This is a genomic window from Burkholderia arboris (assembly GCF_902499125.1).
Taxonomy (GTDB): domain Bacteria; phylum Pseudomonadota; class Gammaproteobacteria; order Burkholderiales; family Burkholderiaceae; genus Burkholderia; species Burkholderia arboris.
Window position 1 is genome coordinate 36759 of sequence record NZ_CABVPX010000030.1, and the last position, 24865, is coordinate 61623.

Annotated in this window: 20 protein-coding genes; 13 read left to right on the forward strand and 7 right to left on the reverse strand. The window is 65.9% G+C overall.

Annotated features, from left to right (window positions below; all coding sequences use genetic code 11):
* Positions 1–5: 5 nt before the first annotated feature.
* The 7 genes from BLA15945_RS28955 to BLA15945_RS28985 all read left to right on the forward strand — a co-directional run bounded on the left by BLA15945_RS28955 (position 6) and on the right by BLA15945_RS28985 (position 9690).
* Positions 6–1076, forward strand: coding sequence for a DUF6421 family protein (locus BLA15945_RS28955; RefSeq protein WP_226196145.1), 1071 nt, complete (start codon positions 6–8; stop codon positions 1074–1076).
* A 58-nt stretch (positions 1077–1134) separates the two neighbouring features.
* Complete coding sequence (gene ilvD / locus BLA15945_RS28960; RefSeq protein ID WP_174993991.1) at positions 1135–2976, forward strand: dihydroxy-acid dehydratase; 1842 nt, start codon at positions 1135–1137, stop codon at positions 2974–2976.
* Between the two features lie 2 nt (positions 2977–2978).
* Positions 2979–4169: a cystathionine beta-lyase gene (gene metC, locus BLA15945_RS28965; RefSeq protein WP_059238129.1), complete on the forward strand. Its 1191-nt coding sequence runs from the start codon at positions 2979–2981 to the stop codon at positions 4167–4169.
* Positions 4170–4229: 60 nt separating this feature from the next.
* Positions 4230–5546, forward strand: coding sequence for an LLM class flavin-dependent oxidoreductase (locus tag BLA15945_RS28970; RefSeq protein ID WP_059238127.1), 1317 nt, complete (start codon positions 4230–4232; stop codon positions 5544–5546).
* Between the two features lie 69 nt (positions 5547–5615).
* Positions 5616–7238, forward strand: a complete 1623-nt coding sequence (gshA, locus tag BLA15945_RS28975) for a glutamate--cysteine ligase (RefSeq protein ID WP_174994021.1) — start codon at positions 5616–5618, stop codon at positions 7236–7238.
* A 37-nt stretch (positions 7239–7275) separates the two neighbouring features.
* Positions 7276–8466: a benzoate/H(+) symporter BenE family transporter gene (locus BLA15945_RS28980; RefSeq protein WP_059238123.1), complete on the forward strand. Its 1191-nt coding sequence runs from the start codon at positions 7276–7278 to the stop codon at positions 8464–8466.
* A gap of 63 nt (positions 8467–8529) precedes the next feature.
* Positions 8530–9690, forward strand: coding sequence for a mandelate racemase/muconate lactonizing enzyme family protein (locus tag BLA15945_RS28985; RefSeq protein WP_059238122.1), 1161 nt, complete (start codon positions 8530–8532; stop codon positions 9688–9690).
* Between the two features lie 469 nt (positions 9691–10159).
* Here the strand turns inward: BLA15945_RS28985 and BLA15945_RS28990 are convergent, their stop codons facing one another.
* Positions 10160–11083 carry a LysR family transcriptional regulator gene (locus tag BLA15945_RS28990; protein ID WP_059238119.1) on the reverse strand — a complete coding sequence of 308 codons (924 nt, stop codon included), beginning with the start codon at positions 11081–11083 and terminating at the stop codon, positions 10160–10162.
* Positions 11084–11342: 259 nt separating this feature from the next.
* On the reverse strand, positions 11343–11582 hold the full coding sequence (locus BLA15945_RS28995) for a hypothetical protein (protein WP_155627241.1): 240 nt from the start codon (positions 11580–11582) through the stop codon (positions 11343–11345).
* A gap of 1090 nt (positions 11583–12672) precedes the next feature.
* On the opposite strand from BLA15945_RS28995, the gene thrS reads away from it, so the two are divergent.
* Entirely contained in the window at positions 12673–13893 is a 1221-nt protein-coding gene (gene thrS, locus BLA15945_RS29000; protein ID WP_217468174.1) for a threonine--tRNA ligase, read from the forward strand.
* Positions 13894–13975: 82 nt separating this feature from the next.
* Here thrS and BLA15945_RS29005 read toward each other — a convergent pair whose 3' ends face one another.
* From BLA15945_RS29005 to BLA15945_RS29015, 3 genes are read right to left on the reverse strand one after another with little or no spacing between them, the layout of a single operon-like run.
* The gene (locus tag BLA15945_RS29005; protein WP_059238113.1) at positions 13976–14710 is read right to left on the reverse strand and encodes a polysaccharide deacetylase family protein; all 735 of its coding nucleotides are present in this window, start codon (positions 14708–14710) and stop codon (positions 13976–13978) included.
* 23 nt (positions 14711–14733) lie between these two features.
* Entirely contained in the window at positions 14734–15294 is a 561-nt protein-coding gene (locus BLA15945_RS29010) for a hypothetical protein (protein ID WP_174993993.1), read from the reverse strand.
* Positions 15291–16445 (reverse strand): glycosyltransferase, encoded by a 1155-nt coding sequence (locus BLA15945_RS29015; protein WP_059238109.1) that lies wholly within the window; start codon positions 16443–16445, stop codon positions 15291–15293. Before BLA15945_RS29015 ends, BLA15945_RS29010 begins: the two co-directional genes overlap by 4 nt.
* Before the next feature lie 246 nt (positions 16446–16691).
* Here BLA15945_RS29015 and BLA15945_RS29020 point away from each other — a divergent pair, with 246 nt between their 5' ends.
* The 5 genes from BLA15945_RS29020 to BLA15945_RS29040 all read left to right on the forward strand — a co-directional run bounded on the left by BLA15945_RS29020 (position 16692) and on the right by BLA15945_RS29040 (position 23300).
* Positions 16692–17393, forward strand: a complete 702-nt coding sequence (locus tag BLA15945_RS29020) for a TetR/AcrR family transcriptional regulator (protein ID WP_233464332.1) — start codon at positions 16692–16694, stop codon at positions 17391–17393.
* Between the two features lie 35 nt (positions 17394–17428).
* A complete protein-coding gene (locus BLA15945_RS29025; protein ID WP_174993994.1) occupies positions 17429–18172 on the forward strand; it encodes a DUF3313 family protein in 744 nt (247 codons plus the stop codon).
* 319 nt (positions 18173–18491) lie between these two features.
* Positions 18492–19790, forward strand: coding sequence for a dicarboxylate/amino acid:cation symporter (locus BLA15945_RS29030; protein WP_059238104.1), 1299 nt, complete (start codon positions 18492–18494; stop codon positions 19788–19790).
* A gap of 464 nt (positions 19791–20254) precedes the next feature.
* The gene (locus BLA15945_RS29035) at positions 20255–22189 is read left to right on the forward strand and encodes an SMP-30/gluconolactonase/LRE family protein (RefSeq protein WP_174993995.1); all 1935 of its coding nucleotides are present in this window, start codon (positions 20255–20257) and stop codon (positions 22187–22189) included.
* 280 nt (positions 22190–22469) lie between these two features.
* A complete protein-coding gene (locus BLA15945_RS29040; protein WP_174993996.1) occupies positions 22470–23300 on the forward strand; it encodes a peptidylprolyl isomerase in 831 nt (276 codons plus the stop codon).
* Between the two features lie 31 nt (positions 23301–23331).
* On the opposite strand, the gene BLA15945_RS29045 is transcribed toward BLA15945_RS29040, so the two are convergent.
* Together BLA15945_RS29045 and BLA15945_RS29050 are read right to left on the reverse strand one after the other, a co-directional pair.
* Entirely contained in the window at positions 23332–23769 is a 438-nt protein-coding gene (locus tag BLA15945_RS29045; RefSeq protein WP_174993997.1) for a GNAT family N-acetyltransferase, read from the reverse strand.
* A gap of 148 nt (positions 23770–23917) precedes the next feature.
* Positions 23918–24796: a LysR substrate-binding domain-containing protein gene (locus tag BLA15945_RS29050; RefSeq protein WP_174993998.1), complete on the reverse strand. Its 879-nt coding sequence runs from the start codon at positions 24794–24796 to the stop codon at positions 23918–23920.
* Positions 24797–24865 lie beyond the last annotated feature (69 nt).

Below are 24865 nucleotides of genomic sequence, written 5' to 3' on the forward strand. Positions count from 1 at the left end.
CTCACATGAAACGCGAAATCGTACAAGCCACCAACCGCTGCCGGAGCGAGATCCTCGCGGGCGGCTTTCGCACCGACGTTACGCGCATTGCGCAATGCGCACGGACGCACCTCGGCAACTATGCCGACAATCCGCACGTGCGCGCGCTGCTCGTGACGCTGGAAAACCGTTGCCTCGCATCGGGGCGCCTGCTGGACCTGACGTACTCGGTTGACCCTAGCTTCATCCTCGGTTTTTTCGATGTACCGTACAACGCCGACGCGTTTCTCGAGGCGGCCGCCATCGCACCCGTGCCGATTCCGCCGAGCGTGCTTGAAATCGCGCCGGACGGCAATGCGCTGCCGGTGCAGATCCGGATGTGCACGGACGGCTTCCGCAATCCGCTGGCGGTCGCCGTGTTCGGCGAGAACTTCATCGATGCCGATCTGCACGCCTATCACAAGGCGTATTACTTCATCGACAAGTTCGTCGAGCGCTTCAAACGCTACACGCGCCCGGCGATCGAGGCGAGATGGTCGCCGACGGCCTTTCCGGACCTGCTCGCGGCCGATGACGAACTGCTGACGCAGGCCAGCGCGATCTGGGTGCATTTGCACGAATACCACCATCGCACGGGCTTCCTGCCGATTCCCGAGTACCTCGATGCGAAGAGTACGCGCAACGGTGCCGGCGCCGAGGAGTTGCGCGTCGACATCCTGTCGATCCTCGCGCTGTTCCGGCTGCGCTCGGACGATCGCGTGCTGCGCGCATCGATCCAGTACATCCTGGCCGAGCGTCTGATCCGCTACCCGCTGCAGGCGCCGCCGCTCGACAACTACGACGCGCGCTCGTCCGTCGCGCTGTTTCATTACCTGTCTCGTCACGGCGTGATCGCGCAGCGTGGCGAAACACTCTATTTCGAAGGGGGCTACGAACGCCTGACCCAGGCGCTCAGGTCCATCGTGATCAAGCTGACCGCGCTCGAATACAAGCTCAGCGTGTCGTCCGATCTCGACCGGAGAAAGATCCTGTCGTTCGTGCTGCCGACGCTCGCGAAGAACGACAACAACTGGGGTGCGGCCGGCCGGCCGCACTGACGGCGGGCTGCTTGCCGGCCGCGCCGACCTTTTCGAATCGAATCAACCGAGGTTCAGGATGCCTACCTATCGTTCACGTACTTCCACCCACGGACGCAACATGGCCGGCGCTCGCTCGCTGTGGCGCGCGACCGGAATGACCGACGCCGATTTCGACAAGCCGATCATCGCAGTCGTCAACTCGTTCACGCAGTTCGTGCCGGGCCACGTCCACCTGAAGGATCTCGGCCAGCTCGTCGCGCGCGAGATCGAAGCGGCCGGCGCGGTCGCGAAGGAATTCAACACGATCGCGATCGACGACGGCATCGCGATGGGCCACGACGGCATGCTGTACAGCCTGCCGTCGCGCGAACTCATTGCCGACAGCGTCGAGTACATGGTGAACGCGCACTGCGCGGATGCGATGGTGTGCATCTCGAACTGCGACAAGATCACGCCGGGGATGCTGATGGCCGCGATGCGCCTCAACATTCCGGTGATCTTCGTGTCGGGCGGGCCGATGGAGTCCGGCAAGCTGACCTTCCGCGGAAAGCGGCGGTCGTTCGACCTGATCGACGCGATGGTGGTGGCCGCCGATGAGCAGGTATCGGACGACGAGGTGCGCGCGGTCGAGAACGTCGCATGCCCGACCTGCGGCTCGTGCTCGGGCATGTTCACCGCGAACTCGATGAACTGCCTGGCCGAAGCGCTCGGGCTCGCGCTGCCGGGCAACGGCTCGGTGCTCGCAACGCACGCGGAGCGCAAACGGCTGTTCCTCGAGGCCGGCCGCGTGATCGTCGATCTCGCGCGCCGCTACTACGAGCAGGACGATGCGAGCGTGCTGCCGCGTTCGATCGCGACGCGCGATGCATTCGAGAACGCGATGACGCTCGACATCGCGATGGGTGGCTCGACGAACACGGTGCTGCACCTGCTGGCCGCCGCGCACGAAGGCGAAGTGCCGTTCACGATGGCCGACATCGACCGGCTGTCGCGCCGCGTGCCGGTGCTGTGCAAGGTCGCGCCGTCCGTGCAGGACGTGCACATGGAAGACGTGCATCGCGCCGGCGGCGTGATCGGGATCATGGGCGAACTGGATCGCGCGGGGCTGCTGAATACGACGCTGCCGACGGTTCATGCACCGAGCGTCGCGCACATGCTCGAGCGCTGGGACGTGATGCGCAATCGGGTCGATTCGGTCGCGCGCTTCTATCGCGCGGCGCCGGGCGGCGTGCGTTCGCACGTCGCGTTCAGCCAGGACAACCGCTACGACGAGCTCGATCTCGACCGCAAGACCGGCTGCATTCGCGACGCCGAGCATGCATTCTCGCGCGACGGCGGGCTCGCGGTGCTGTTCGGCAACATCGCGCGTGACGGCTGCATCGTGAAGACCGCCGGCGTCGACGGCGGGATGCTGCGCTTTTCCGGCATCGCACGCGTGTTCGAGGGGCAGGAGGAGGCGGTCGAGGGCATCCTCGGCGGTGCGGTCGGCCCGGGCGACGTCGTGATCGTCCGCTACGAGGGGCCGCGGGGCGGGCCCGGGATGCAGGAAATGCTGTATCCGACCAGCTACCTGAAATCGAAAGGGCTCGCGAAGCAGTGCGCGCTGATCACCGATGGCCGCTTCTCGGGCGGCTCGTCCGGACTGTCGATCGGGCACGTGTCGCCGGAGGCGGCCGAAGGCGGCGAGATCGGCCTGATCGAGAACGGCGACGTGATCGAGATCGACATCCCGAACCGCTCGATCCGTGTCGTCGTCGACGACGACGAGTTGCAGCGTCGTCGTGCGGCAATGGAAGAACGCGGCGAACGCGCGTGGCAGCCGGAGAAGCGGCAGCGCCGCGTGTCGGGTGCGTTGCGCGCGTATGCGGCGATGACCACCAGCGCCGCGCGCGGTGCGGTGCGCATCGTGAAGGGGTGATCATGCGGCCCGCCCCGATCCGTCCGGCAGCCGACGCGCAGGTCGACACCGTGCTCGTCACGGGCGGCCGCGCGCCGGCCGCGCATCACGGCTTCGTCAATCCGCCCGTCTATCGCGGCTCGACCGTGCTCGCGCCCAGCGTGGCCGATCTGCTCGGCTACACGCAGCCATACGTTTACGGCCGGCGCGGCACGCCGACGACCGCCGCGCTGCAGGACGCGGTGCTTGCGCTCGATCACGGCGCCGGCGTGGTGCTGTGTCCGTCGGGGCTCGCCGCGATCACGACCGCGCTGTCGTCGTGCCTGTCGGCTGGCGACCATCTGCTGATGACGGATGCGGTGTACCGGCCGGCCCGGCAGCTGTGCGACGGCGTGCTGCGGCGCGCGGGCATCGAGACTACGTACTTCGATCCGTGCGCGTCGGTCGACACGCTCGCCGCGCTGATCCGGCCGAACACGCGCGCGCTGTATCTCGAAGCGCCCGCGTCGCAGAGCATGGAGATGTGCGACGTGCCTGCGCTCGCCGCACTCGCGCACGACCGCGGGCTGGTGGTGCTGTTCGACAACACGTGGGCGACGCCGCTGTTCTTCGATGCGTTTGCGCACGGCGCCGATCTCGTGATCCAGGCCGGCACCAAGTATCTCGCCGGCCATGCCGACGTGATGATCGGCATGGTGTCGGCGTCGGCGCGCGCGCTGCCCGCGCTCGAGCAGTACCAGCGCGACACGGGGCAGTGCATCGGCTCGGACGATGCGTTTCTCGCGCTGCGGGGGGTGCGCACGCTCGGCGTGCGGATTCGCCAGCACCAGGCGAATGCGCTGCGCGTGGCGCGCTGGCTCGCGGCCCGCCCGGAAGTGCGGCGGGTGTGTTATCCGGCGCTCGAGGACGATCCCGGCCATGCGCTGTGGGCGCGCGACTTCAGTGGCGCGACCGGGCTGTTCTCCGTCGTGCTGCGGCCGGCACCCGCGCAGGCCGTCGCCGCGTTGCTCGAAGGGCTGGCCTATTTCGGGCTCGGCTATTCGTGGGGCGGCTACGAAAGCCTCGCGATGCCGTTCGACTGCTCGGCCTACCGCACCGCGTCGCACTGGGATCCGGGCGGCCCGTGCGTGCGCTTTCACATCGGTCTCGAAAACGCCGACGACCTGATCGGCGATCTGGAGGCCGGCTTCGCCCGCTTCAACGACGCGCGCTGACGGGCCCGCCGCGCGCGGCCCGCACGCATTGCGCCCCATTCCGACGACGAGGAACCCCGTATGACGAAGCAACTCTGCCTGGGTGGATTCATGCGACCGATCTGCCTGCACACCGCGTGGTGGCGGCATCCCAGCGCGCCGACGCTCGCAAATTTCAACTGGCCGATCATCCGGTCGCTTGCGCAGAAGCTCGAGCATGCATGCTTCGACGCGGTCTTCACGGCCGACCATCTGGCGGTGATGCCGATGCCGCCGAACGCACTCAAGCGCAGCGGCACGATCACGTCGTACGACCCGCTCGTGATGCTGTCGGCGATCGCCGCGTGCACCGACCGCATCGGCCTGATCGCGACCGGCACGACGAGCTACGAGGATCCGTACCTGCTCGCACGCCGTTTCGCGTCGCTCGATCACCTGAGCGGCGGGCGCGCGGGCTGGAACATCGTCACGACCGTCAATCCGGAAGCCGCGCTCAATTTCGGGCTCGAGACAGCGTTGCGGCACGCGGAACGCTACGAGCGCGCGGAAGAGTTCTTCCAGGTCGTGACGGGGCTGTGGGACGGCTGGTCCGATCATGCGCTGGTGATGGACAAGGAAGCCGGTGTGTTCTCCGATCTCGACCGGATCCGGCCGCTCAACCACAAGGGCAAGTTCTTCTCGGTGAAGGGGCCGCTCAACGTTGCGCGGCCGGTCCAGGGCTGGCCGGTGATCGCGCTCGCCGGGGCGTCCGAGGAGGCGCGCGACATGGCCGCGCGATCGGCCGATCTCGTGTTCGGCAACGCACGCAGCATCGAGACGGGCCGCGCGTTCTATCGCGACGTGAAGTCGCGCGCGGTCGCGGCCGGACGCAATCCCGACCATCTGAAGGTCTTGCCCGCGAACCAGGTGTACGTCGGCCGCACGCGTGCCGAGGCGCTGGCGAAGAAGCGCTACATGGACGATCTCGTGCACGTCGACAGCAACATTCCGAACCTGTCGATCCGGCTCGGCGTCGACTGCTCGAAATTCGATCCCGACAAGCCGTTGCCGGAGCTGCCGCATACCGAACAAGGGCAGGGCAACCAGCGCGAATGGGCGGCGCTGGCGCGTCGCGAGGGGCTGACGGTGCGCGAGCTTGCGAAGCGGGCAGCCGAATCCGGCACCGGCGAAATGGTCGGCACGGCGTCGGAAATCGCCGACCAGATGGAGGAGTGGCTGATGACGGAGGCATGCGACGGCTTCATCGTCGTGTTCTACACGGTGCCCGACGGCTACGACGACTTCGTGACGATGGTGGTGCCCGAGCTGCAGCGGCGTGGCCTGTTCCGCACGCGCTACGAAGGCGCGACGCTGCGCGAGAACATCGGCCTGCCGCGGCCGAAGAGCCCGCTCGACTGAGCGGCGCCGCATCCGATTTCGTGACGGGAGACCGTAATGACCCATGAAGCTTCACCCAGACACACGTGGATGACGACGACCTATCGCCGCCGGCTGGGCGTGCTGAGCGACGCGGCCCACCTGCCGTTGCTCGGCCACGGGCTGTGCGGCGTCGAGCGCGAGACGCTGCGCGTCGATGCCGCCGGCCGGCTCGCGATGACGCAGCATCCGCGCGCGCTCGGCGCGGCGCTCACGCACCCGTCGATCACGACCGACTATGCGGAGCCGCTGCTCGAGTTCGTCACGCCGCCGCAGCACGACGCCGCCGACGTGATCGAGCGGCTCGACGAGCTGCATCGCTACGCGTGCGATGCGATCGGCGACGAGCTGCTGTGGAGCCAGTCGATGCCGTGTCCGCTCGACGACGATCGCCGCATTCCGATCGCGTGGTACGGCACGTCGAACCTCGGCATCCTGAAGCACGTGTACCGGCGCGGGCTCGCGTTCCGCTATGGCAAGGCGATGCAGTGCATCGCCGGGATTCACTACAACTATTCGCTCGCGGATGCCGTGTGGCCGCTGCTGCGCGACGGGCGCACGCCGGCCGGCCGCGACGGGCACGACGCGCGTTCGGCCGGCTATTTCGCGCTGATCCGCAATTTCCACCGCTACGGCTGGCTGCTGCTGTACCTGTTCGGTGCATCGCCGGCGTTGTGCGCGGGCTTCGTCGCGGGCGACCTGCACGACCTCGACACGTTCGATGCACAGACGCTGTACCGGCCGTACGCGACGAGCCTGCGCATGAGCGACCTCGGTTACCAGAACCGGGTGCAGGGCGCGTTCGCGCCGTGCCTCGACACATTGCCGGCCTATCTGGAAGGGCTCGCGCGGGCCGTCGCGCAGCCGTGTCCCGAGTACCAGGCGATCGGTGCGAAGCGCGATGGCGAGTGGCTGCAGCTCAGCACGCACCTGCTGCAGATGGAGAACGAGTTCTATTCGGCGATTCGCCCGAAACGCACGGTGCGCAGCGGTGAACGGCCGCTCGATGCGTTGCGCGGCCGCGGCGTCGAGTACGTCGAAGTGCGGTGCCTCGATATCGATCCGTTTGCACCGCACGGCGTAGCGGAGACGACGCTGCGCTTCGTCGACGCATTCCTGCTGTTCTGCGCGCTCGACGACAGCCCGTGCTTCACGGATGCCGAACAGGACACGTGCCGGCGCAATTTCGCGACGGTTGCACGGGAGGGCCGGCGCCCGGGGCTCGAACTGCAGCGCGGCGGCGAACGCGTTGCGCTGCGCACCTGGGCGCACGAACTGCTCGCACGCGTTCACGAGGCGGCCGGTGTGCTGGATCTCCAGCGCGGCGACACGCGCACGACCGCGGCGCTCGATGCGCAATACGCGAAGCTCGACGATCCGCGGGCGACGCCGTCGGCACTTGTGCTCGACGCGCTGCACACGTTGCGCGACGACCCGCGCGGCGCGTGCTTTGCGTTCGGGATGCGGCAGTCGCGTACGCATACCGGGGACTTCCGCGCGCGGCCGCTGCCGGCTGACCTGAAGGCGCGATTCGATGCGACGGCGGCCGAGTCGCTGAGCCGCCAGGCCGATCTGGAACGCACGCAGATCGGCAATTTCGACGCGTTCCTCGCCGCGTATCACGCGGGAACGCTGAACCAGGAGTGCGGCGAGCCGGCGCGCGACGCGCGATGAGGCCGCTGCTGTACCGAATCCATTCCACGGAGGACAGATGAGCAGTATCGCGGAAATGAAAACCGAACGCGGGTTCTCGGCACGCGCGGCCGGCGCAGGCGCGCTGGCGTCGTTCGTCGGGTTCGCGTCGACATTCACGCTGATCGTGAATGCGCTGACGAACGTCGGCGCGACGCGCGCGCAGGCCGCGTCGGGCCTGATGGCCGTGTCGATCGTGATGGGGCTGGCCGGCATCGTGCTCAGCGTCCGGACCCGGATGCCCGTCAGCGTCGCGTGGTCGACGCCCGGTGCCGCGCTGCTGCTCGGCCTGGGCGCGGTGAAAGGCGGCTATCCGGCGGCGGTCGGGGCACTGGTGCTGACCGGCGTGCTGCTGACGCTGGCCGGGCTGTGGAAGCCGCTCGGCCGCGCGATCTCGAAGATCCCGTTGCCGATCGCGAACGCGATGCTCGCCGGGATCATCCTGAACCTGTGCGTCGCACCGGTGCATGCGCTCGCGCGGTACCCGCTGGTCGTCGCGCCGATCCTGCTCGTCTGGGTCGTCATGATGCGGATCCGCAAGATCCTCGCGGTGCCGTGCGCGGCAGTCGCGACACTGATCGTGATCGCGTTCATCGCAAAGACGGGAGGCATCGGTGCGGACGGCATGATGCCGCATCTCGCGCTCGTCGCGCCGGTGTTCTCGGCGGAGACGATGATGAGCGTCGCCGTGCCGCTGTTCATCGTGACGATGGCGTCGCAAAACATTCCGGGCGTCGCGGTGCTCAACGTGAACGGCTACCGGCCCGAAGCGTCGCGGCTGTTCGCCGCCACGGGGCTGTGCAGCCTGCTGGCGGCGCCGTTCGGCGCACCGCCGATCGGGCTGGCCGCGATCACCGCCGCGCTGTGCGCGGGCGACGAGGCCGGCCCCGACGAATCGCGCCGCTACTGGGCGGGCATCGTGTGCGGCGCCGCGTACATCGTGTACGGGCTGGCCGCGAGCGCGGCGACGCTCTTCATCGCGGTCGCACCGCCGATCATCATCGAGGCCGTTGCGGGCCTCGCGCTGATGAACGCGCTCGGCGGCGCGCTGCTCAACGCATTCACCGACAAGGAGGCGCGCGAAGCCGCGATCCTGACCTTCCTCGTGACGATCGCCGGCCACGCGTTCTTCGGCATCGGCGGCGCGTTCTGGGGGTTGCTGACCGGCATCGGCGTCACGTTCGTGCTGCGTCGCGCGCAGAGCCGGTGATGCCGCGCGAACGCGCGGCCTGACGAAGTCCTGTTGCACTCATCAAAACAAAACGGAGCAAACATGCAGCACACCATCGTGAAAATGACCGCGACGCCGGTGTTCGCGCGCGGCGACGCCGAGATCGCCGGTGTCCGGTTGTCCGGCAAGCTGTCGGGCGTCATCGTCGAAATCGAGACGTCGCAGGGCGTGACCGGCCACGGCTTCACGGCGATCACCGACGAAGCGGTCGTGGCCGCCGCGATCGATCACGTTGCCGCGCCGAACCTGGTCGGGATGAACGTCGTCGAGCGCGAGCGGATTCTCGACAAGCTTTACTGGCTGCTGTGCCCGCGCGGGCAGACCGGCTACGCGGGGCACGTGATCTCCGCGATCGACATCGCGGTCTGGGACGCGATCGGCAAGATCGCCGGCATGCCGGTATGGAAAATGCTCGGCGGCGCGCGCCCGGTGGTGCCGCTGTACACGACGTTCGGCTTCGCGTCGCTCGAGCGCGCAGAGCTGACGCATGCCGCGCGCGCGCTCGTCGGCGCCGGGCACCGACGCATCAAGATGATCGTCGGCTATCACGCGCTGGCGCGCCGCAACGAAGGCCGGCCGCTCGACCAGGTCGTCGCTGACGACGTGGCGCGCGTGCGGGCCGTCCGCGATGCGGTGGGCGATGCCGCGGAAATCTACATCGACGCGAATTGCGGGCTCGACCACTATCACGCGCTGCGGCTCGCCGAGCGCGTGGCCGACTGCGACATCGGCTTTTTCGAGGAGCCGATTGCCGACAACGATCCCGTCAAGCTCGCCGACCTGAGAAAACGCGGCGGCATTCCGGTCGCGACCGGGCAGAGCGAGGGGCAGTTGTTCCGGTTCCGCGATTTCCTCGTGAACGAGTCCGTCGACATCCTGCAGCCCAACGTATGCGTGTGCGGCGGCTTTTCGGTCGCGGCGCGTGCGGCCGCGCTCGCGCAGGCGTTCGGCGTGCCGATCGACAACGGCGGCACGTTCCCGTTCCACAACATGCACCTGCACGGCGGGCTCGCGAACGGCGGGTCGGTCGAGTGGCACGTTGTCGCGGTGGAGATCTGCCGGAACCTGTTTACCGGCCTGCCGGCCGAGCAGGACGGCACGCTGGCGCTGCCGGATGCGCCGGGCCTCGGCTTCGGCATCAATCGCGACGGCGTGCGCGAATTTTCGTCCGGCCCTGGATCGCTGGGGCACGGCAAGGCCTGACCGGCGGCCGGTGCGTGCCCGCCGCGGTGCGCGGACAGGCTGCGATGCGCTTGCAGTTGCCGGAGGTGGGTGTGCCGGTGGCCGATATCGGCGGCACGATCCACGCGCACCCGACGCTCGGCGAAGTGCCGCGGGGGCTGCATTGAGCGCGCTCACGTAGGCGTTGCAAGTGTGATCCAGCGTGGATCCGACTGGTGGGACGGAGCCCCAATACGCGGGGCTTCTTTGTTTGCGTTGGCAACGGATGCCATGCTTGGTTGGCCGGCTACCGGACGGGGTGCTGCGTTTCTACCCGGAAGATGGACGAGCAAGCGGTCTTTTCGATCGGATGCGACGGCGCCGACAAATGGACGAGCATGCCCGACGCTTTAAATGACCGAGCAACTCGAGCGCGCGTATTGACGCGCGTATGGATGGTCGAGCCGTGAGCGGATGGCGAATCGGTCTCGAGCGTTGACCGTTCTCGGGATTAAATTTGTCTCGTTTGAGGTGCGAGGGTTCGCACGATGTTGATGAAGCTGGCGAGGACGTGCCCGATATCGTCTTTCCGCCACACAAGACCCGTTTCAACGATGGATGGCCCGTGTGCCAGAGGGCGATAGACGACGCCCGTGCGTCGCAAGTTGCGAAGCGATTGCGGAACCAGGGCGACGCCCATGCCGGCGGAAACGAGACTGACGATTGTTTGCATCTGGATCGCCTCCTGACCAATGCGAGGAACGACGCCGGCAGAACTGTAGCACTCCATAATGGTGTCGTAGAAAGCCGGTGCGAGATGCCGCGGGAAAATCACGAGCGGAAGCGCTGCGACGTCTGGCAGATGAATGGGTACGTCCTCGGGTGCGTTCGACGCGCCGGCCGGCATCGCGAGCACGAGTGGTTCGCTCAAGACCGGAAAATACGATATTTCAGCCGCGTAGCGCGGCGATACTGGCGGGATAATCAGGCCCGCGTCGATGCGGCCTGCGACCAGCGCGTCGATTTGAACGTCGCTTGTCGCTTCGGTGAGTTGCAGCCGCACTAGCGGATAGCGGGCGCCGAATTCGCGTAGCAGCGATGGCAGGAGCCCGTAATCGGCAATGGAAACAAATGCGAATGACAGTTTCCCGGTTTCGCCGCGCGCGAGGCTCTGCGCGAGTCGCGGAAGCGCTTCAGCCTCAGCGAGCAGTTTGCGCGCCTCGGGGAGCAACGCTTCGCCGACCGGGGTTAGCGCAACCGTTCGGTTCGTGCGCGCAAATAAAACGACGCCGAGTTCCCGCTCCAGGGAACGAATTGCCTGTGAGAGGGGAGGTTGGGTGATTGAAAGGCGCACGGCCGCGCGACCGAAGTGCCGCTCTTCAGCAACTGCCACGAAGTAGTACCACTGGCGTAGATCGGGAGGGGAATTGAACATTCTCGTGAAATGCGACTAATAGCGATGAACAATATATTGGACAAGCGGTATCTAGCGCGTGGGTTTTCCGGTCCGCATGTCGAAAATGGGCAGACTGCCCTTTGAAGGCACCCGATATCCCCTTCCACTCTGTAATTCTCGCGAATGATGGTCTCGTAGCAGCCTGGTATCGCGTTGTCATTCAGGAAGAGCGCGCCTCGGTCTGTTTGATTATTTTTCATCACCTTGATGTGACGAGTGAGCGGACACAAGTGGGATTTTACCTAACTCGGCGATCTGATTTTAGCCCTCTTCGAGAAGCGGCGATTTTCATGGTCGTGAGGGCGGTAATGGGCAGCGGAATCTTATCGGTGGTTCCAGCCGACTGAATGCCAAGGCAGGGCGGCTGACGAGAATCTCGCGCGAGCAGCACGACGAGTTGGGTATTTTTCCAGATGCGGCCCATCCAGGTGACGATAGAGACGAGCGTCCCATCGACGGTCAAGTCGAAGGAAAGCACTTCGGGGCGTCCTGTGTGAGCCGGGCCAAGCGTTGTCCTCAGGCAGGCAAACTTCGCTCGCGTCCGCGCCGGCAACCCGTGTTGGCTAGTCGCCATTTTGTATGCTCGCGACGGGTGTATCCGCCGCTATCCCGCTGTACCTGTTATTGAGCGCTGTGACGAAACACAGCAGGTCTTCAGTGCGCCCTTCTGAAACGACTTGCTCATCAAAGGTCGACACACGAGTTGAAAGAAGCTCGCGCGCCCAGAACGATCAGAAAGCTGACTCACGGATTGGTCCGGGCTTGGGTTTGCGGATTGACTTGTGCTGTTTCTCGCTCTGATATCGTTATCGATACGCTCACTAATCCATGCCCACACGAGTGAATTTTGGCGAGCCGCTTCGAGGGCCATTTCTGCCGCGACGTCATAGTCGCTGTCGTTGGCATTCGCTCCGAACATCTGCTTTGTCCAATTGACGTTCGCGTCGCGCTGCCTGCTGGAAGCCCCGGCAGCATTTATTTCAGCTTGTAGTTTTTGACGCTACTTTCTCTGGGCGAGCCTGTTCTGCCCCTGCGTCTACTCGTGATATCGGTCGACTGCTGTTCCCTGTTCATGTCGGAACCGATACCGCCAGCCTCGCGGGTTTCGCGCCGGATCTGCCCGGCCTGTGTTCCCGCCACGGTCGCGGCGGGTTGCTGGGTGGCCGCGGATCGGGTGCCGAAGGATCACGTCGGCGTGATCAGCGGGATGACCAAACTGGTCGGAACGGAGGCAGCGTCGGCGCAAGTGCCGACGGGCGTCGCCCTTCCGGGTGACTGCTTGCGGTCCGGTGCAGCGGATCGCCGGCGCAGCGCGATCGTGCGACGCGATTCATTCGGGTAAATTCGAACGCCTGATTGACAGGTGGCACGAGGTTGACTAGATTCATCGCATGAACGCACGTTTCGTCACGACCACCACGACCACCACCACGACCGCCAATGGCGGGCTGGGGGGAGGTTGCACGTCGTAGATCCATGCGTCGATCTTCCCCAGAAGCCCCGCCGGAAACGGACGGGGCTTTTTTCATGCTCCGTTCGACCGGCACCTGACGTCAACGGAGAACGTGATGGACGATTTCGATCATCGAGTGCTTGGCAACAGGCTCGATCTGTTTCACCAGCAGGATGAAAGCCCGGGCGCCATTTTCTGGCATCCGCGCGGCATGATCCTTTTTCGCGTCGTCGAGGAATATATTCGTGCCCGGATGCGGCAGGCCGGCTTCGCAGAAGTCAGGACACCTCAGATTGTCTCGCGCGAGCTATGGGAGCAGAGCGGTCATTGGGAGAAGTTCGGGCGAAACATGTTTTCGCTCGAGAGCGACAGCAAGCCATACTGCCTGAAGCCGATGAGCTGCCCGGGCCATGTACAGGTCTTCAGGAAAGGCACGCGTTCGTATCGCGATCTGCCGGTCCGGTATGCGGAGTTCGGCGCGGTTCACCGGGCGGAGCCGTCGGGGGCATTGCACGGCCTCATGCGTGCCCGTGCGTTCACGCAGGACGACGCCCACGTGCTGTGCATGCCCGATCAGGTCGAGGCCGAAGTGGCGCGCTTCTGCGTGCTGCTGAAGACGATCTACGCAGACTTCGGGTTCGACGGATTCGACGTGGCGCTGTCGACGCGGCCGGCGCTTCGAGCCGGCGACGATGCGGTGTGGGATCGCGCGGAAGCGATGCTGGCGTCCGCTGCGCGAGCGGCGGGCCTGGATTTCGCGGTCCTGGCGGGCGAAGGCGCGTTCTACGGCCCCAAACTCGAGTTTCATTTGCTCGACCGTCAGGGGCGGAAGTGGCAGTGCGGAACGATCCAGCTCGACTTCGTGTTGCCGGAGCGGCTCGGCGCAACCTATGTTGCGGAGGACGGTGCGAAGGCCACGCCCGTCATGTTGCATCACGCGGTGCTCGGGAGCCTCGAACGGTTCATCGGGATTCTGCTCGAGCACTATGAAGGGTGGCTGCCGACGTGGCTGGCGCCGGATCAGATCGTCGTCGCGAACATCGGGGAGGGCGACCGCGCGTTTGCCGACGATACGGCGTTCGCCTTCGAAGAAATCGGTTGCCGGGTGCTGCGGGATTTTCGTTCGGAACGCTTGCCACGCAAGATCTTCGATGCGCGGGAGTTGGCCGCGCCGATCGTCGCGGTAACGGGGCCGAAGGAGGCGCTCGCCGGCGAGGTGTCGTTGCGGACGAGAGGCGGGGAGCAGCACGTGCTGAAGCTCGACGATGCGCTGGCTTACCTGAAGCAGCAGGCACGCGCGCCGTCAGCGACGCGCGTGTTTCGTCCGCCGGTTTGAGCGGACGGCGGAGCCCGTCCATGTGTCGTCGCGGCATGGACGGGTATCGGAGTGTCGGCGGGTACGCCGGAGGCGGCGCATGCTACCGGGTCCTTCGGAACCGCCCGCTCGCACACTTGAACCACAGCCGCACGGCCCCGACTCCGCCCGCCACCGGAATCCGCGGCAGCAGAAACGGATCGTCGGCCGCGCTGGCACATCCGCGCCGGGTGGTCGTCGCGTTGCCGTACCCGGCGTCCATGACCTGGTCGCGCACGCGCGCGTCCAGGTCGCCGTACGGATAGCAGAACGATTCGACACGCCGGCCGCTCAGCATTTCGAGTTGCCGCTTCGATTCGGTCAGCTGGAAGTCCGATACGGGCGTCGGCACATACGACAGCGCGACGTGATCCAGCGTATGCGAGCCGATTTCATGGCCGTGATCGCGCCACGCGAGCATATCCTCGCGCGTCATCAGCGGCGAGCGTGCCGTATGGGCATCTGCGTCCCAGTCGTTCGCCCCGCCGAACCGGCCGGCGACGAAGTAGCAGGTCGCGGTGAACCCGAGCGCGTCCAGCACGGGCATCGCGTGCGTCAGCACGTTGAGGAAGCCGTCATCGAACGAAATGCCGAAGACCTTGCCCTTGCGCTCCCCGCGCAGGTACGGCTGGAGTTCGCGCACGCTCACACCGCGGTAGCCGAGCCGCTTGAACAGCGTCATCTGGCGGCGGAACGCGTCGGGGGCGACGCTCAGGCCGCGCAGCCGGTCGGGCGGCGGCGGCAGCGGGCGGATCTGGTGATACATCAGGATCGGATAGCGTGGGGTGCGCGCAAGCATCGGCGGATCGCGGGAAAGCGGGGTTACGCGGCCTTGCGGAAAATCCGCAGGGTCTTGAAGTCGCCGACCTCGACGAAATCGGCATTCGCCGCCCATTGCGTAATGATTGGCTCGGCCTTCCGGTACGCCGACGAACCCTTGTAGAACAGCAGGTGGCCGTTGGGTGTGGTATGGCGTGCGAACAGGTCGAGCACCTCTTCGTCGGTCTTCGCGCCGTAGCGGCTGTTCGACTCGTCGCGGAATTCGCACAGATGGAACAGCGTGACGACGTCGAATGCCGGCAGCAGGCCCGAATTGCTCGTGTAGATGTCGCCGAAATACGCGAGATAGGTCTTGCTCACCTCGGGTTGCCGCGTGACGAGATCGACATACGACTTGTATTCCTTCGGCGACGCCGTCACGCCGAAGACTGTGTTGTTCAGGTGCGGCCGCGCGCATTCGACGCCGACATGGTGATGGCCGCCGGTGCCGAAGTGATAGATGCGCACGCCCTTGAGGCGCACGGATTCCAGCCATTCGACGAAGTGCACGTCGCACGGGCATTCCTGCGTGCGCAGATCCCAGTACTTCTTCCAGATATTCATTGCCATTTCGTGGTTCCCAGGGATGTCACCCAGCGATAGGGGTTGTGTCGAATCGAGTTCTGATAGACGGACAAGGTCGCCTCGACGAATTTGTCGAACGAGAATTCGTGCTTGCCTTTCAGCCGCGCGCTGCGCCCCATGGCGCGAACGCAGCCGGGTTCCCGCACGATCGCGCGCAGGATCGCCTCGATCGCTTTGGGTTCGCGCGGCGGGACGACCCACCCGTCCACGCCCGGCTCGACGTTCTCGGGCAGCCCGCCCACGCGCGTCACGATGGCCGGGCAGCCGAGCGACATCGCTTCGCGGCACGCGTACGACAGGCTCTCGTGGTACGACAGGACGAACGACACGTCGATGATCGAGAACGGTGTCCGTACGTCGTCGAGCCGTCCGGTGAAGGCGGTGCGCGACGCCATGCCGTGCCGCGCGATCTGCTCGCGTTGCTCGCCGGAGGGCTCCGCGCCGACCAGCAGTACGCGAAACCGCTCGCGCTCGGGTTCGGGCAGGCGGCCGAGCGCCGCGATCAGATCCATCCAGCCTTTTTCCGGCGCAGTGCCGGCGCTGCTGCCCAGCACGATCGCATCCGCACCGGACGACCCGAACAGCGCGATCTTGCGGCGGCGGAGCTCGTCGCCCGCCAGCCGTTCGGCAGCCGGCCGGCGCACGCCGTGCTTGACCACCGTCACGTTTCCATACGGCGAGCGCAGCGCGAGCATGCTCGCGACGTAGTCGCTGACCGCGATCGTGTGGTCGGTGGCCAGCCGGGCGCGCAACTGGTTGCCGAAGCTGTCGGCGCGATAGGTGTTGTGCTTGGTCAGCACGACCGCGGGCCGGTACCGGCACCCGAGCAGCGCCAGCATCACCTGCCGGTGATCGGCGGACCCGTTGACGTGGATGACGTCGAAGCGCTCGGCGACGATCCGCTGGCGCAGCCGGACGATTTCCTGGCAGAGCCGGTTCCAGCGCGGCTTGAATTCCATGTCGAAGATGGCCACGCCGGGACTGTCCTTCAACAGTCGCGACAGGCGGCTCCCCTCCGGCGACGCGACGGTCACGCTGTGATGGCGGCTCATCGCGACGGCGAGATCGCGGACGTAGGTGTCCTGGCCGCCGCCGTAATCGCCGTGGAAGTTGGTGTACAGAATGTTCATCACGATGCCGTTTTTTCTCGATCGCTCACTTCAAAGGAATCCTGATGAAAAGAACGACTCAGCCTGATGGGAGCAATGACTCGAACACGGTGCTGCATTTCCGGCTCTGGATCGCGCATTGACGTCAAGGGATGGCGTCAAGGCGAAACATTTCCAAATATTACATATCGTTTACGTGCCGTAGTGTCGAGGTCTGCGCATCTTTGTGAAAATGTGTCGCGATCGCTTGATCGTGTCGCCACCGGCGTGACGATCTCCGGTGAACCTGACTGGAAGATGTGCCCCCGGGATTTGATCTCGACGGGCGCTTTCCATATAATGCGACGAATTAGTCCGGTTATCTCTGCAAGCATGGCTCGCACACGCAACGAAAACCTTCATCGGCAGCGCCGGGAGCAGGTCCTTGCCGCGGCCGCCCGAGTCTTCAAGGCCAAGGGGTTCCACGGCGCGCGCACCGAAGATATTTGCGCGGCGGCCGACATGAGCGCGGGCGCGGTGTTCCGCTACTTCGCCGACAAGCGCGAGATGATCGACGCGATCATCGTGGCCGAGGTGGAGCGCTATACGCAGGATGTCGAGCGTTTTCTGAACCGGGAAGGGTTGACGCGGCTCGCTCGCATCACGGCCGACGAACTGGCCGGGATGACGGGGCAGACCGATGGCGGCCTCGGTGTCGACAGCTGGCTCGAACTTGCGCGCGACGCCGACCGCCGTCCCGATTTCGTCGCACTCGACCGGAAGTTGCGCGGGGAGTTCGCGCGCGTGCTGGCGAGCGGCCAGGCCGATGGCTGGGTCAGGCCATCGTTGGATCCGGCCGGGGCCGCGAACATCGTCTTCTCGCTGTTCAACGGCCTGTGGCTCGACCAGAGCCTCGGGACCGCGAGCGACATCGAGCACATGGCCGCCGCGCTCGGCGACTTCTTCCGGACCTACGTCCTGGTTTCCTGACACCCCACGCTGCCCTTCATGAGGAACATCGCATCATGCAGACAATGACGCCCGACGTCGTTCACGCATCGGCCCGCCCGCCCGGGTCGTTTTTTTTGCTCATTAACGAGACGAAGTACTCCGTTTATTATTGGATACATGCGCTTGCAGGCTTGCTCAAACGGTGCAGCCGGTTGTTGCCGATCGTGTGCGTCCTCCTGCTCGGTGCCTGCGCGACGCCGCCGGAGGTGGTGAAGTCCGGCGAGGCGGTGTCCTATCGCGGGCTCGTGAAAAGCGGCGAGCATGGCATGGCGGTGCCGCCGCGGCCGGCCGATCTGGGCCGCTATGAGCGGGTCGTCGTCGAGTCGGTGCAGGCCACGCCGTCCGTATCGGCCGACGTGTCACCCGACGAGGTTCAGGCGGTGCGGGATGTGCTGCAGCACAGCCTGGAAGCGGAACTGCACAAGCGCTTCGCCGCGCCGGCGAGCGGCGATGCCGGCCCCTCGCTCACCGTTCGCGTTCGCATCACGCGCGTGGCCGACGCGTCGCCGCTGCTCAATATCGTGACGACGTCGTTGATCTTGTGGCCGGTCAGCACGGGCGGCCTGTCGATCGAGGTCGAAGCGCTCGATGGCCGCACGCGCCGGCAGGAAGCGTTGCTGCTGCTGGCCGACGATGGCGGCGCACGGGATTTGATGGGGAGCTTCCAGCGCACCGGTCATGCGCGCGCGCTCGCGCAACGGTTTGCCGCCGAGGCGGCGGACTTTCTCGCACAGTTCGGCCGGGCCCCCGCGCCCTGACGCATCCACGGGCCTGCCGCGCCGTTCCCTGCCTGATCCGCCTGCATTCCCCGGCATCCGGCCCCACAGGAAGCGGGCCGGATCGCGACAAACCCGCCTTTTACGACGACATCCGGACGCAAATCAACCGGCGCCGCTTTCAGATTTGAAAGCCGGTGCGCCATTTGCGTTAGAATGCCCCCCCTTGTCCGCCCAGGCGACCGCCAGAGACCGCCAAAGCGGACGCGTCGCCCGCGCGGCGACACAGGTTCCGATTCGCAGCCGGACGCGAATGATTTGCCAGCCGTTAGCAACATACGTTTTGTAATTTGGATTACTAATGAAGAAGAAGCACAACATTACCAAGTACATCGTTGTCGCGATGATTCTTGGTATCGCCGTGGGTTACGCATGCCATAGCGCGTTTCCCGACCCGAAAATGGCGAAGGAAGTCGCCGGCTACGTGTCGTTGCTGTCCGACGTGTTCCTGCGACTGATCAAGATGATCATTGCGCCGCTGGTATTCGCGACGCTGACCGTCGGCATTGCGCAGATGGGCGACGGCAGCGCGGTGGGCCGCGTGGGCGTCAAGGCGTTCGGCTGGTTCTTCATCGCATCGTTCACGTCGCTGCTGCTCGGTCTGCTGACCGCGACGATCCTGCAGCCGGGCAGCCACCTGAGCCTGCCGCTGCCGCCTTCCGATGCGGCGCTCAACCTGAAGACGGGCGCCTTCACGCTGAAGGATTTCGTGGTCCACCTGGTGCCGAAGTCGATCGCCGAGGCGATGGCGAACAATGAAATCCTGCAGATCGTCGTGTTTTCGATCTTTTTCGGCACCGCGCTGTCCGCGCTGGGCGATGCGGGCAAGCGCCTGACCGGCGTGATCGAGGATCTCGCGCAGGTGATGCTGAAGGTGACGGGCGCGGTGATGTGGTTTGCGCCGATCGCGGTCTTCGCGGCGCTTGCGTCGACGATCACGACCGAAGGGCTCGGCATCCTGCTGACGTTCGCGAAGTTCATGGCGAGCTTCTATCTGGCGCTCGCGCTGCTGTGGGGCGTACTGACGCTCGCCGGCGTGACGTTCCTCGGCAAGCGTGCGTTCACGCTGATCCGGCTGATCCGCGAGCCGTTCCTGCTGTCGTTCGCGACGGCGAGCTCCGAGGCCGCGTATCCGAAGCTGCTGGACGCGCTCGACCGCTTCGGCGTGAACCGCAAGATCTCGAGCTTCGTGCTGCCGATCGGTTACTCGTTCAACCTCGACGGTTCGATGATGTATTGCACGTTCGCGGTGCTGTTCATCGCGCAGGTGTACGGCATCCATCTGCCGCTCGGCACGCAGATCACGATGCTGCTGATGCTGATGGTGACGTCGAAGGGGATGGCCGGCGTGCCGCGCGCGTCGCTGGTCGTGATCGCCGCGACGCTGAACCAGTTCAACATGCCCGAGGCCGGGTTGCTGCTGATCATGGGCGTCGACATGTTCCTCGACATGGGGCGCTCGGCCACCAACGCGGTCGGCAACTCGATCGCGGCGGCCGTGGTCGCGAAGTGGGAAGGGCAGCTCGGTGATCCGCGCGACGACAACGAGTCGGACGGCGGCACGGTTGCCGACGTGAAGGTACGGGAGACATCGGCATGATGCGCGGCAACGCGGCGACGCGTTGCCTGCCCCGGCGTCCATGACGATCGCCGGCCTGGATTCGATACGGATTCAGGCCGGCGATTTGTTTTGTGCAATGACTTTGCGCCGTATGCGGCGGCCTGTTCCGATTTTCCGGTAAAAGCGTCCGCCGTTTCAATCTGTCGTCGCTGGACAAGCGGCGATATTCCCGCAGGCGAACGCCTGACTCTCTCCATTCCCGTTCAGGCGCGCAAGTGAACATTCACTGTTGCGCAGTCGCGCTTGCCGCAAGCGTGCGGTCCGCAATTTTTTTCGATTTATATAACGCTATTCTCGCCCTGCTCATTATCGAAGGCATGCCGTACGTAATACCGACTGCGCCAGATGATTCAGGGGAAGAAGTTCCGCATCGCGGATTTCAAGCCATCTGGCCGGCCCGATCCCTCATGTGAATGTTTGCCTCATTCAGGAGCGCATCCGTCATGGTCGCCAGTAAACGAATCCAGGCTGCGCTTCTTGCCGCAGCGATCGCCGCAATTGCGCCGGCGACTCATGCAGGCAATACCACCGACTGGCTGGCGAATACGTACGGCACGCTCGCGGCGCACGTCGGCAACGTCGCGCGCGCGATGTGGGTCGCGCCCGAAGGCGTGATCTACACGGCGTCGATGTGGGACGAGGATGAAGGCGGCGTCGCGATCTACCAGAACGGCAAGAGCATCGGCTCGATCGGCACGCATTCGGAATTCCAGGGCAGCGCGATCACCGGCAACGCGACGTCGCTGTTCGTCGCGCTGCAGCCTGGCAAGACGTACGGCAGCGGTGCGGTGGGACGCTACAACCGCGCGACGAAGTATCGCGACCGCGTGATCCAGATCAGCGCGGCGACGAACCAGCCGCGCATCGATGTCGTCACCGGGCTCGCGACGGCCGGCTCGCTGCTCTATGCCAGCGATTTCTACGGCAATCGCGTGCGCGTGTTCACCACCGACGGCGTGTGGCAGCGCGACATCGACGTGCCGGCGCCGGGCGCACTCGCGGTGGATGGCGCGGGCAACGTGTGGGTCGCGCAGAAGGCGGCGGGCTCGATCGTCGGCTTCAGCCCGGCCGGTGCGTTGCTGAACACGATCCGGATGCCGGCCGGCTCGCAGCCGTCGGCGCTGTATGTCGATGCGGCGGCCGCCCAGCTGCTGGTGGGCGACGAAGGCCCCGACCAGAACATCAAGCGTTATTCGATAGCGGGCCGCCCCGCGCTGGCCGGCACGTTCGGTGTGCGCGGCGGCTATCTCGACACGACGACGGGCATCAAGGGGCAGGTCGGCGCGCAGCGCTTCACGCGCATCGTCGGGATCGGCAAGGACACCGGCGGCAACCTCTACGTGCTCAACAACCCGTGGGGCGGCAGCTGGGATCTCGGCCGCAACGGCGCGACCGACATTCATGCGTACAGCAGCACGGGGAGCCTGCGCTACACGCTGCAGTCGCTGAACTTCGAAGGCATCGCCGCGCCGGACCCCGTCACGGACGGCGCGCTGTTCTACGGCGGCACGCACGTGTACAGTGGTACCGCGGGCGGCAAGTTCGTCGCGAACACCGTCGACCCGTTCGCCTACCCGTCGGACCCGCGCATCAACATGAGCGATACGCAGCGCGACGAACACTTCGGGCTGCTCACGTCAGTGGGCGCGAACCGGATCCTCGTCGCGGCCGGCCAGAATCCGCCGGTCTTCTACTTCTACCATTTCAACGCGGCGAACGGCTATATCGCGATTCCGGACGGATCGATTCCGGGCCCCGCGTTCAACACGACGCAACGCGTGACGAGCGGCTTCAGCCTCGACAGCAAGGGGGGCGTGTGGACCGGCCTCGACAAGACCGGTGCGATCACGCATTACCCGCTGAGCGGCTTCGACGCGAACGGCAAGCCGTCGTGGGGGCCGGGCGTCGCGACCCGCATTCCGGCCAGCATCGTGCCGCTGACGCGCATCGTCTATCTCGCGGACAGCGACACGATGGTGCTCGCGCAAGGGGCGGCCGGCAGCAACGACTGGACGTCGATCGGCACGCGCATCGAGGTGTATCACGGCTGGAGCGCCGGCAACACAACGAAGCCCGATCCGGTGATCACGCTGCCGCACAGCGGCGCGAAATCGATCGACGCGGTGGGCAATCATCTGTTCGTCGGCTACTGGTTCAGCAGCAGCGGGCCGCTGTGGCCGAACGTCGACGCGTTCAACCTCACCACCGGCAATCTCGACGCCACGCTGGTCAATGCAAGCCCCGCGACCGTCGATACCAGCAGCGCAATCGACGCGATGTACAGCATCCGCGCGTACCGCCGGTCGAATGGCGAGTACGTGGTGATGAAGAACAACGTGAAAGGGGACAGCATCACCGTGTACCGGTGGACGCCCTGAGCCGCTGAACGCGCGGCCGCTTCGGCTGGCGGCCGTACTCGCGAAGTCATGACGGCAATCGGGGCGTTCTCGCGGGATTGCTGCACAACACGAATGCAATGAACGGCGCGCACAATGCGCGCCGTGCCGCGTTGCGCGGCCTCTCCCCAACCTCCCGACGCGGAAATGCCGTTCCGTGCACAATGACAGCGGCACACGCAGACGCTGCGTGTGCAGGTGTGCACGATGAACGGGCGCGGCCACCCCGTGCCGCGCTTTCCATGCTCGAAGTGACGAAACGATGAAGATGAAAACGACACCGAACCGCCTGTTGCTGATTGCCGCGCTCGCAGGCGCATTGATCGGTCCTGTCCACGCGCAGACGGCGGCGACCGTCGCGACGGTCAACGGCACGCCGATCACGCAGGCCGACGTCGATACGCTGCTGCGCGCGTCGGGGCAGCCCGACTCGCCGCAGGTTCGCCAGGCGATCAAGAACCAGCTGATCACGCGCTTGCTGGTGCAGCAGGCGGCCGAGAAGGCGAACTACGGCGACAAGCCCGAGGTCAAGGCGGCGGTACAGCAGGCGAAGGTGACGGCCGAGGTGCAGCTGTACCTGCGCGACAACGTGAAGCCCGAGCCGGTGACCGACGAGCAGGTGAAGGCGCGCTACGACGCACTCGTCGCGACGCTCGGCAAGAGCGAATACAAGCCGCGCGTGATCGTCGTCAAGGATCCGGTGACGGCTGCGACCGTGCTGAGCGAGCTGAAAGCGGGCAAGTCGTTCGACGGGCTGGCGCGGCAGTACAGCATGGCGCCGAGCCGCGACAGCGGCGGCGAACTGCCGTGGGTGAGCTTCAATACGCCCGCTGCGGAAGGCAAGACGGGCGGGTTGCCGCTGCCGGTCGCGCAGGCGCTCGAGAAGCTGACCGCCGGCGCGGTGACGAAGGATTCGATTCCGGTCGACGGCGTGCGGGCGATCGTGAAGCTGGATGCGAAGCGGCCGACGCAGGTGCCGGGTTTCGAGGCCGCGAAGCCGGGGCTTCAGCAGCAGCTGCAGGCGATCGCGGTCGAGAAGGCGAGCGCGCAGATGATCGGCAATCTGCTGAAGGACGCGAAGATCACGCAGTAATCGTCATGCGGCGGCATTGCAATGGCGCGCGTCACGCGCGCCAGATCATGCTCGCGCTCGTGCCGGTTTCCGACGCGAGCCGGAAGCCCAGCCGTTCGTAGAGCCGGCGCGCCGGGTTGCCGTGCAGCACGCTGAGCGATACCGGCACGTGCTCGCGCGCGGCGTCGGCCAGCAACGCGTTCAGCACGGCCTCGCCGATGCCGCGGCCCTGGTGCGCGGGGAGGATCTGGATCTGATGGACGTGCCATTCGCCGGCGGCACGCGTCACCTTCAGCAGGCCGATGGCGGCAGCGCCTTCGCAGACGATCATCGCATCGTCGAAGTGCGCGCGGATGCGCTGGTCGTGCGCTGCGTCGTCGGTCGGCGCGCCGACGCGCTGCAGGTGCTCGGTCATCGTCAGTCGACGGAGCGTCAGCAGGAAGGGGAGGTCGGTGTCGGAGGCGGTGCGCAGGCTGATTGCGTATGTCATGGTGCGGACTCGTGCATTCGGGATGGGGAGCGGTAAGTGGCTCCCCGCCGCGCATGATTCCCGATTGCGGGAAGCCGGTCAAAGGCAGGGCAACGGAATGTGCGGGACATACCCGATCGTCCTGCCCGATGGGCGTGCCGGATGTCGATCATGCGTCGCCAAGATTGGCAGTCAGGTTGTCGATCACGACGCGTTTCAGGCTGGCGAGTGCGGAGGGCGCATTGCCGCTCGCGCCGTGGAGGCACACGTCGACGGGCGGCAACGGCGGGAGGCCGTCGCGCTCGCCAAGCCGTCGCAGCGCCGACGGCACACCGACCATCGTTCTCGGCGTAATGCCCAGTCCGCCCGCGACGCCGGCCCACAGGCTTTGCAGGCTGCCGGTCGTGTAAGCGAGCCGCCACGGGATGCCGGCCTTGTCGAGCGCTTCGGTCCCGGCCTTGCGGAACAGGCACGGCGGCTTGTACAACGCGAGATCGAGCGAGGCGCCGGCGCGCGGGCGCACGTCGACACCGGACGGCCCGATCCACACCATCGGCAGCGTGACCAGGCGTTCGGCGTCGGCGCGATGGCCCCGGCCCATTGCGAGAACGAGGTCGAGTTCGCCGCCGTCGAGCCGCTCCAGCAGTGCGCCGTTGCCGTCGACGACGATGTCGACCCGCACGCCTGGGTGGGTGCGCTTGAACTGGCCGAGCGCGACCGGCAGCCACGATTCGGCGAAGTCGCCGGGCAACCCGAATCGCACGGCGCCTTCGATTGCCGAGCCACGGATGGCACTCACCGCTTCGTCGTTCAGTTCGAGGATACGGCGGGCATAGGACAGCATCAGTTCGCCGGCGTCGGTCGGCACGAGGCCGCGCCCCTGCCGGCGAAACAGCGGCTGGCCGATCTGTGTTTCGAGCTTGCGCATCTGCTGACTGACCGCCGACTGCGAACGGCCGATCCGGTCGGCGGCGCGGTTGAGGCTGCCGAGCCGGTCCGCGGCGATCAGCGTGCGCAGCGCATCCATGTCGAGATTCGGGAGCGTCATGATTCGGTTTTTCTTATAAGTCAGTTTCAAATTATCGTATTTATTGCACATTCTCCCCGCTACGATCAA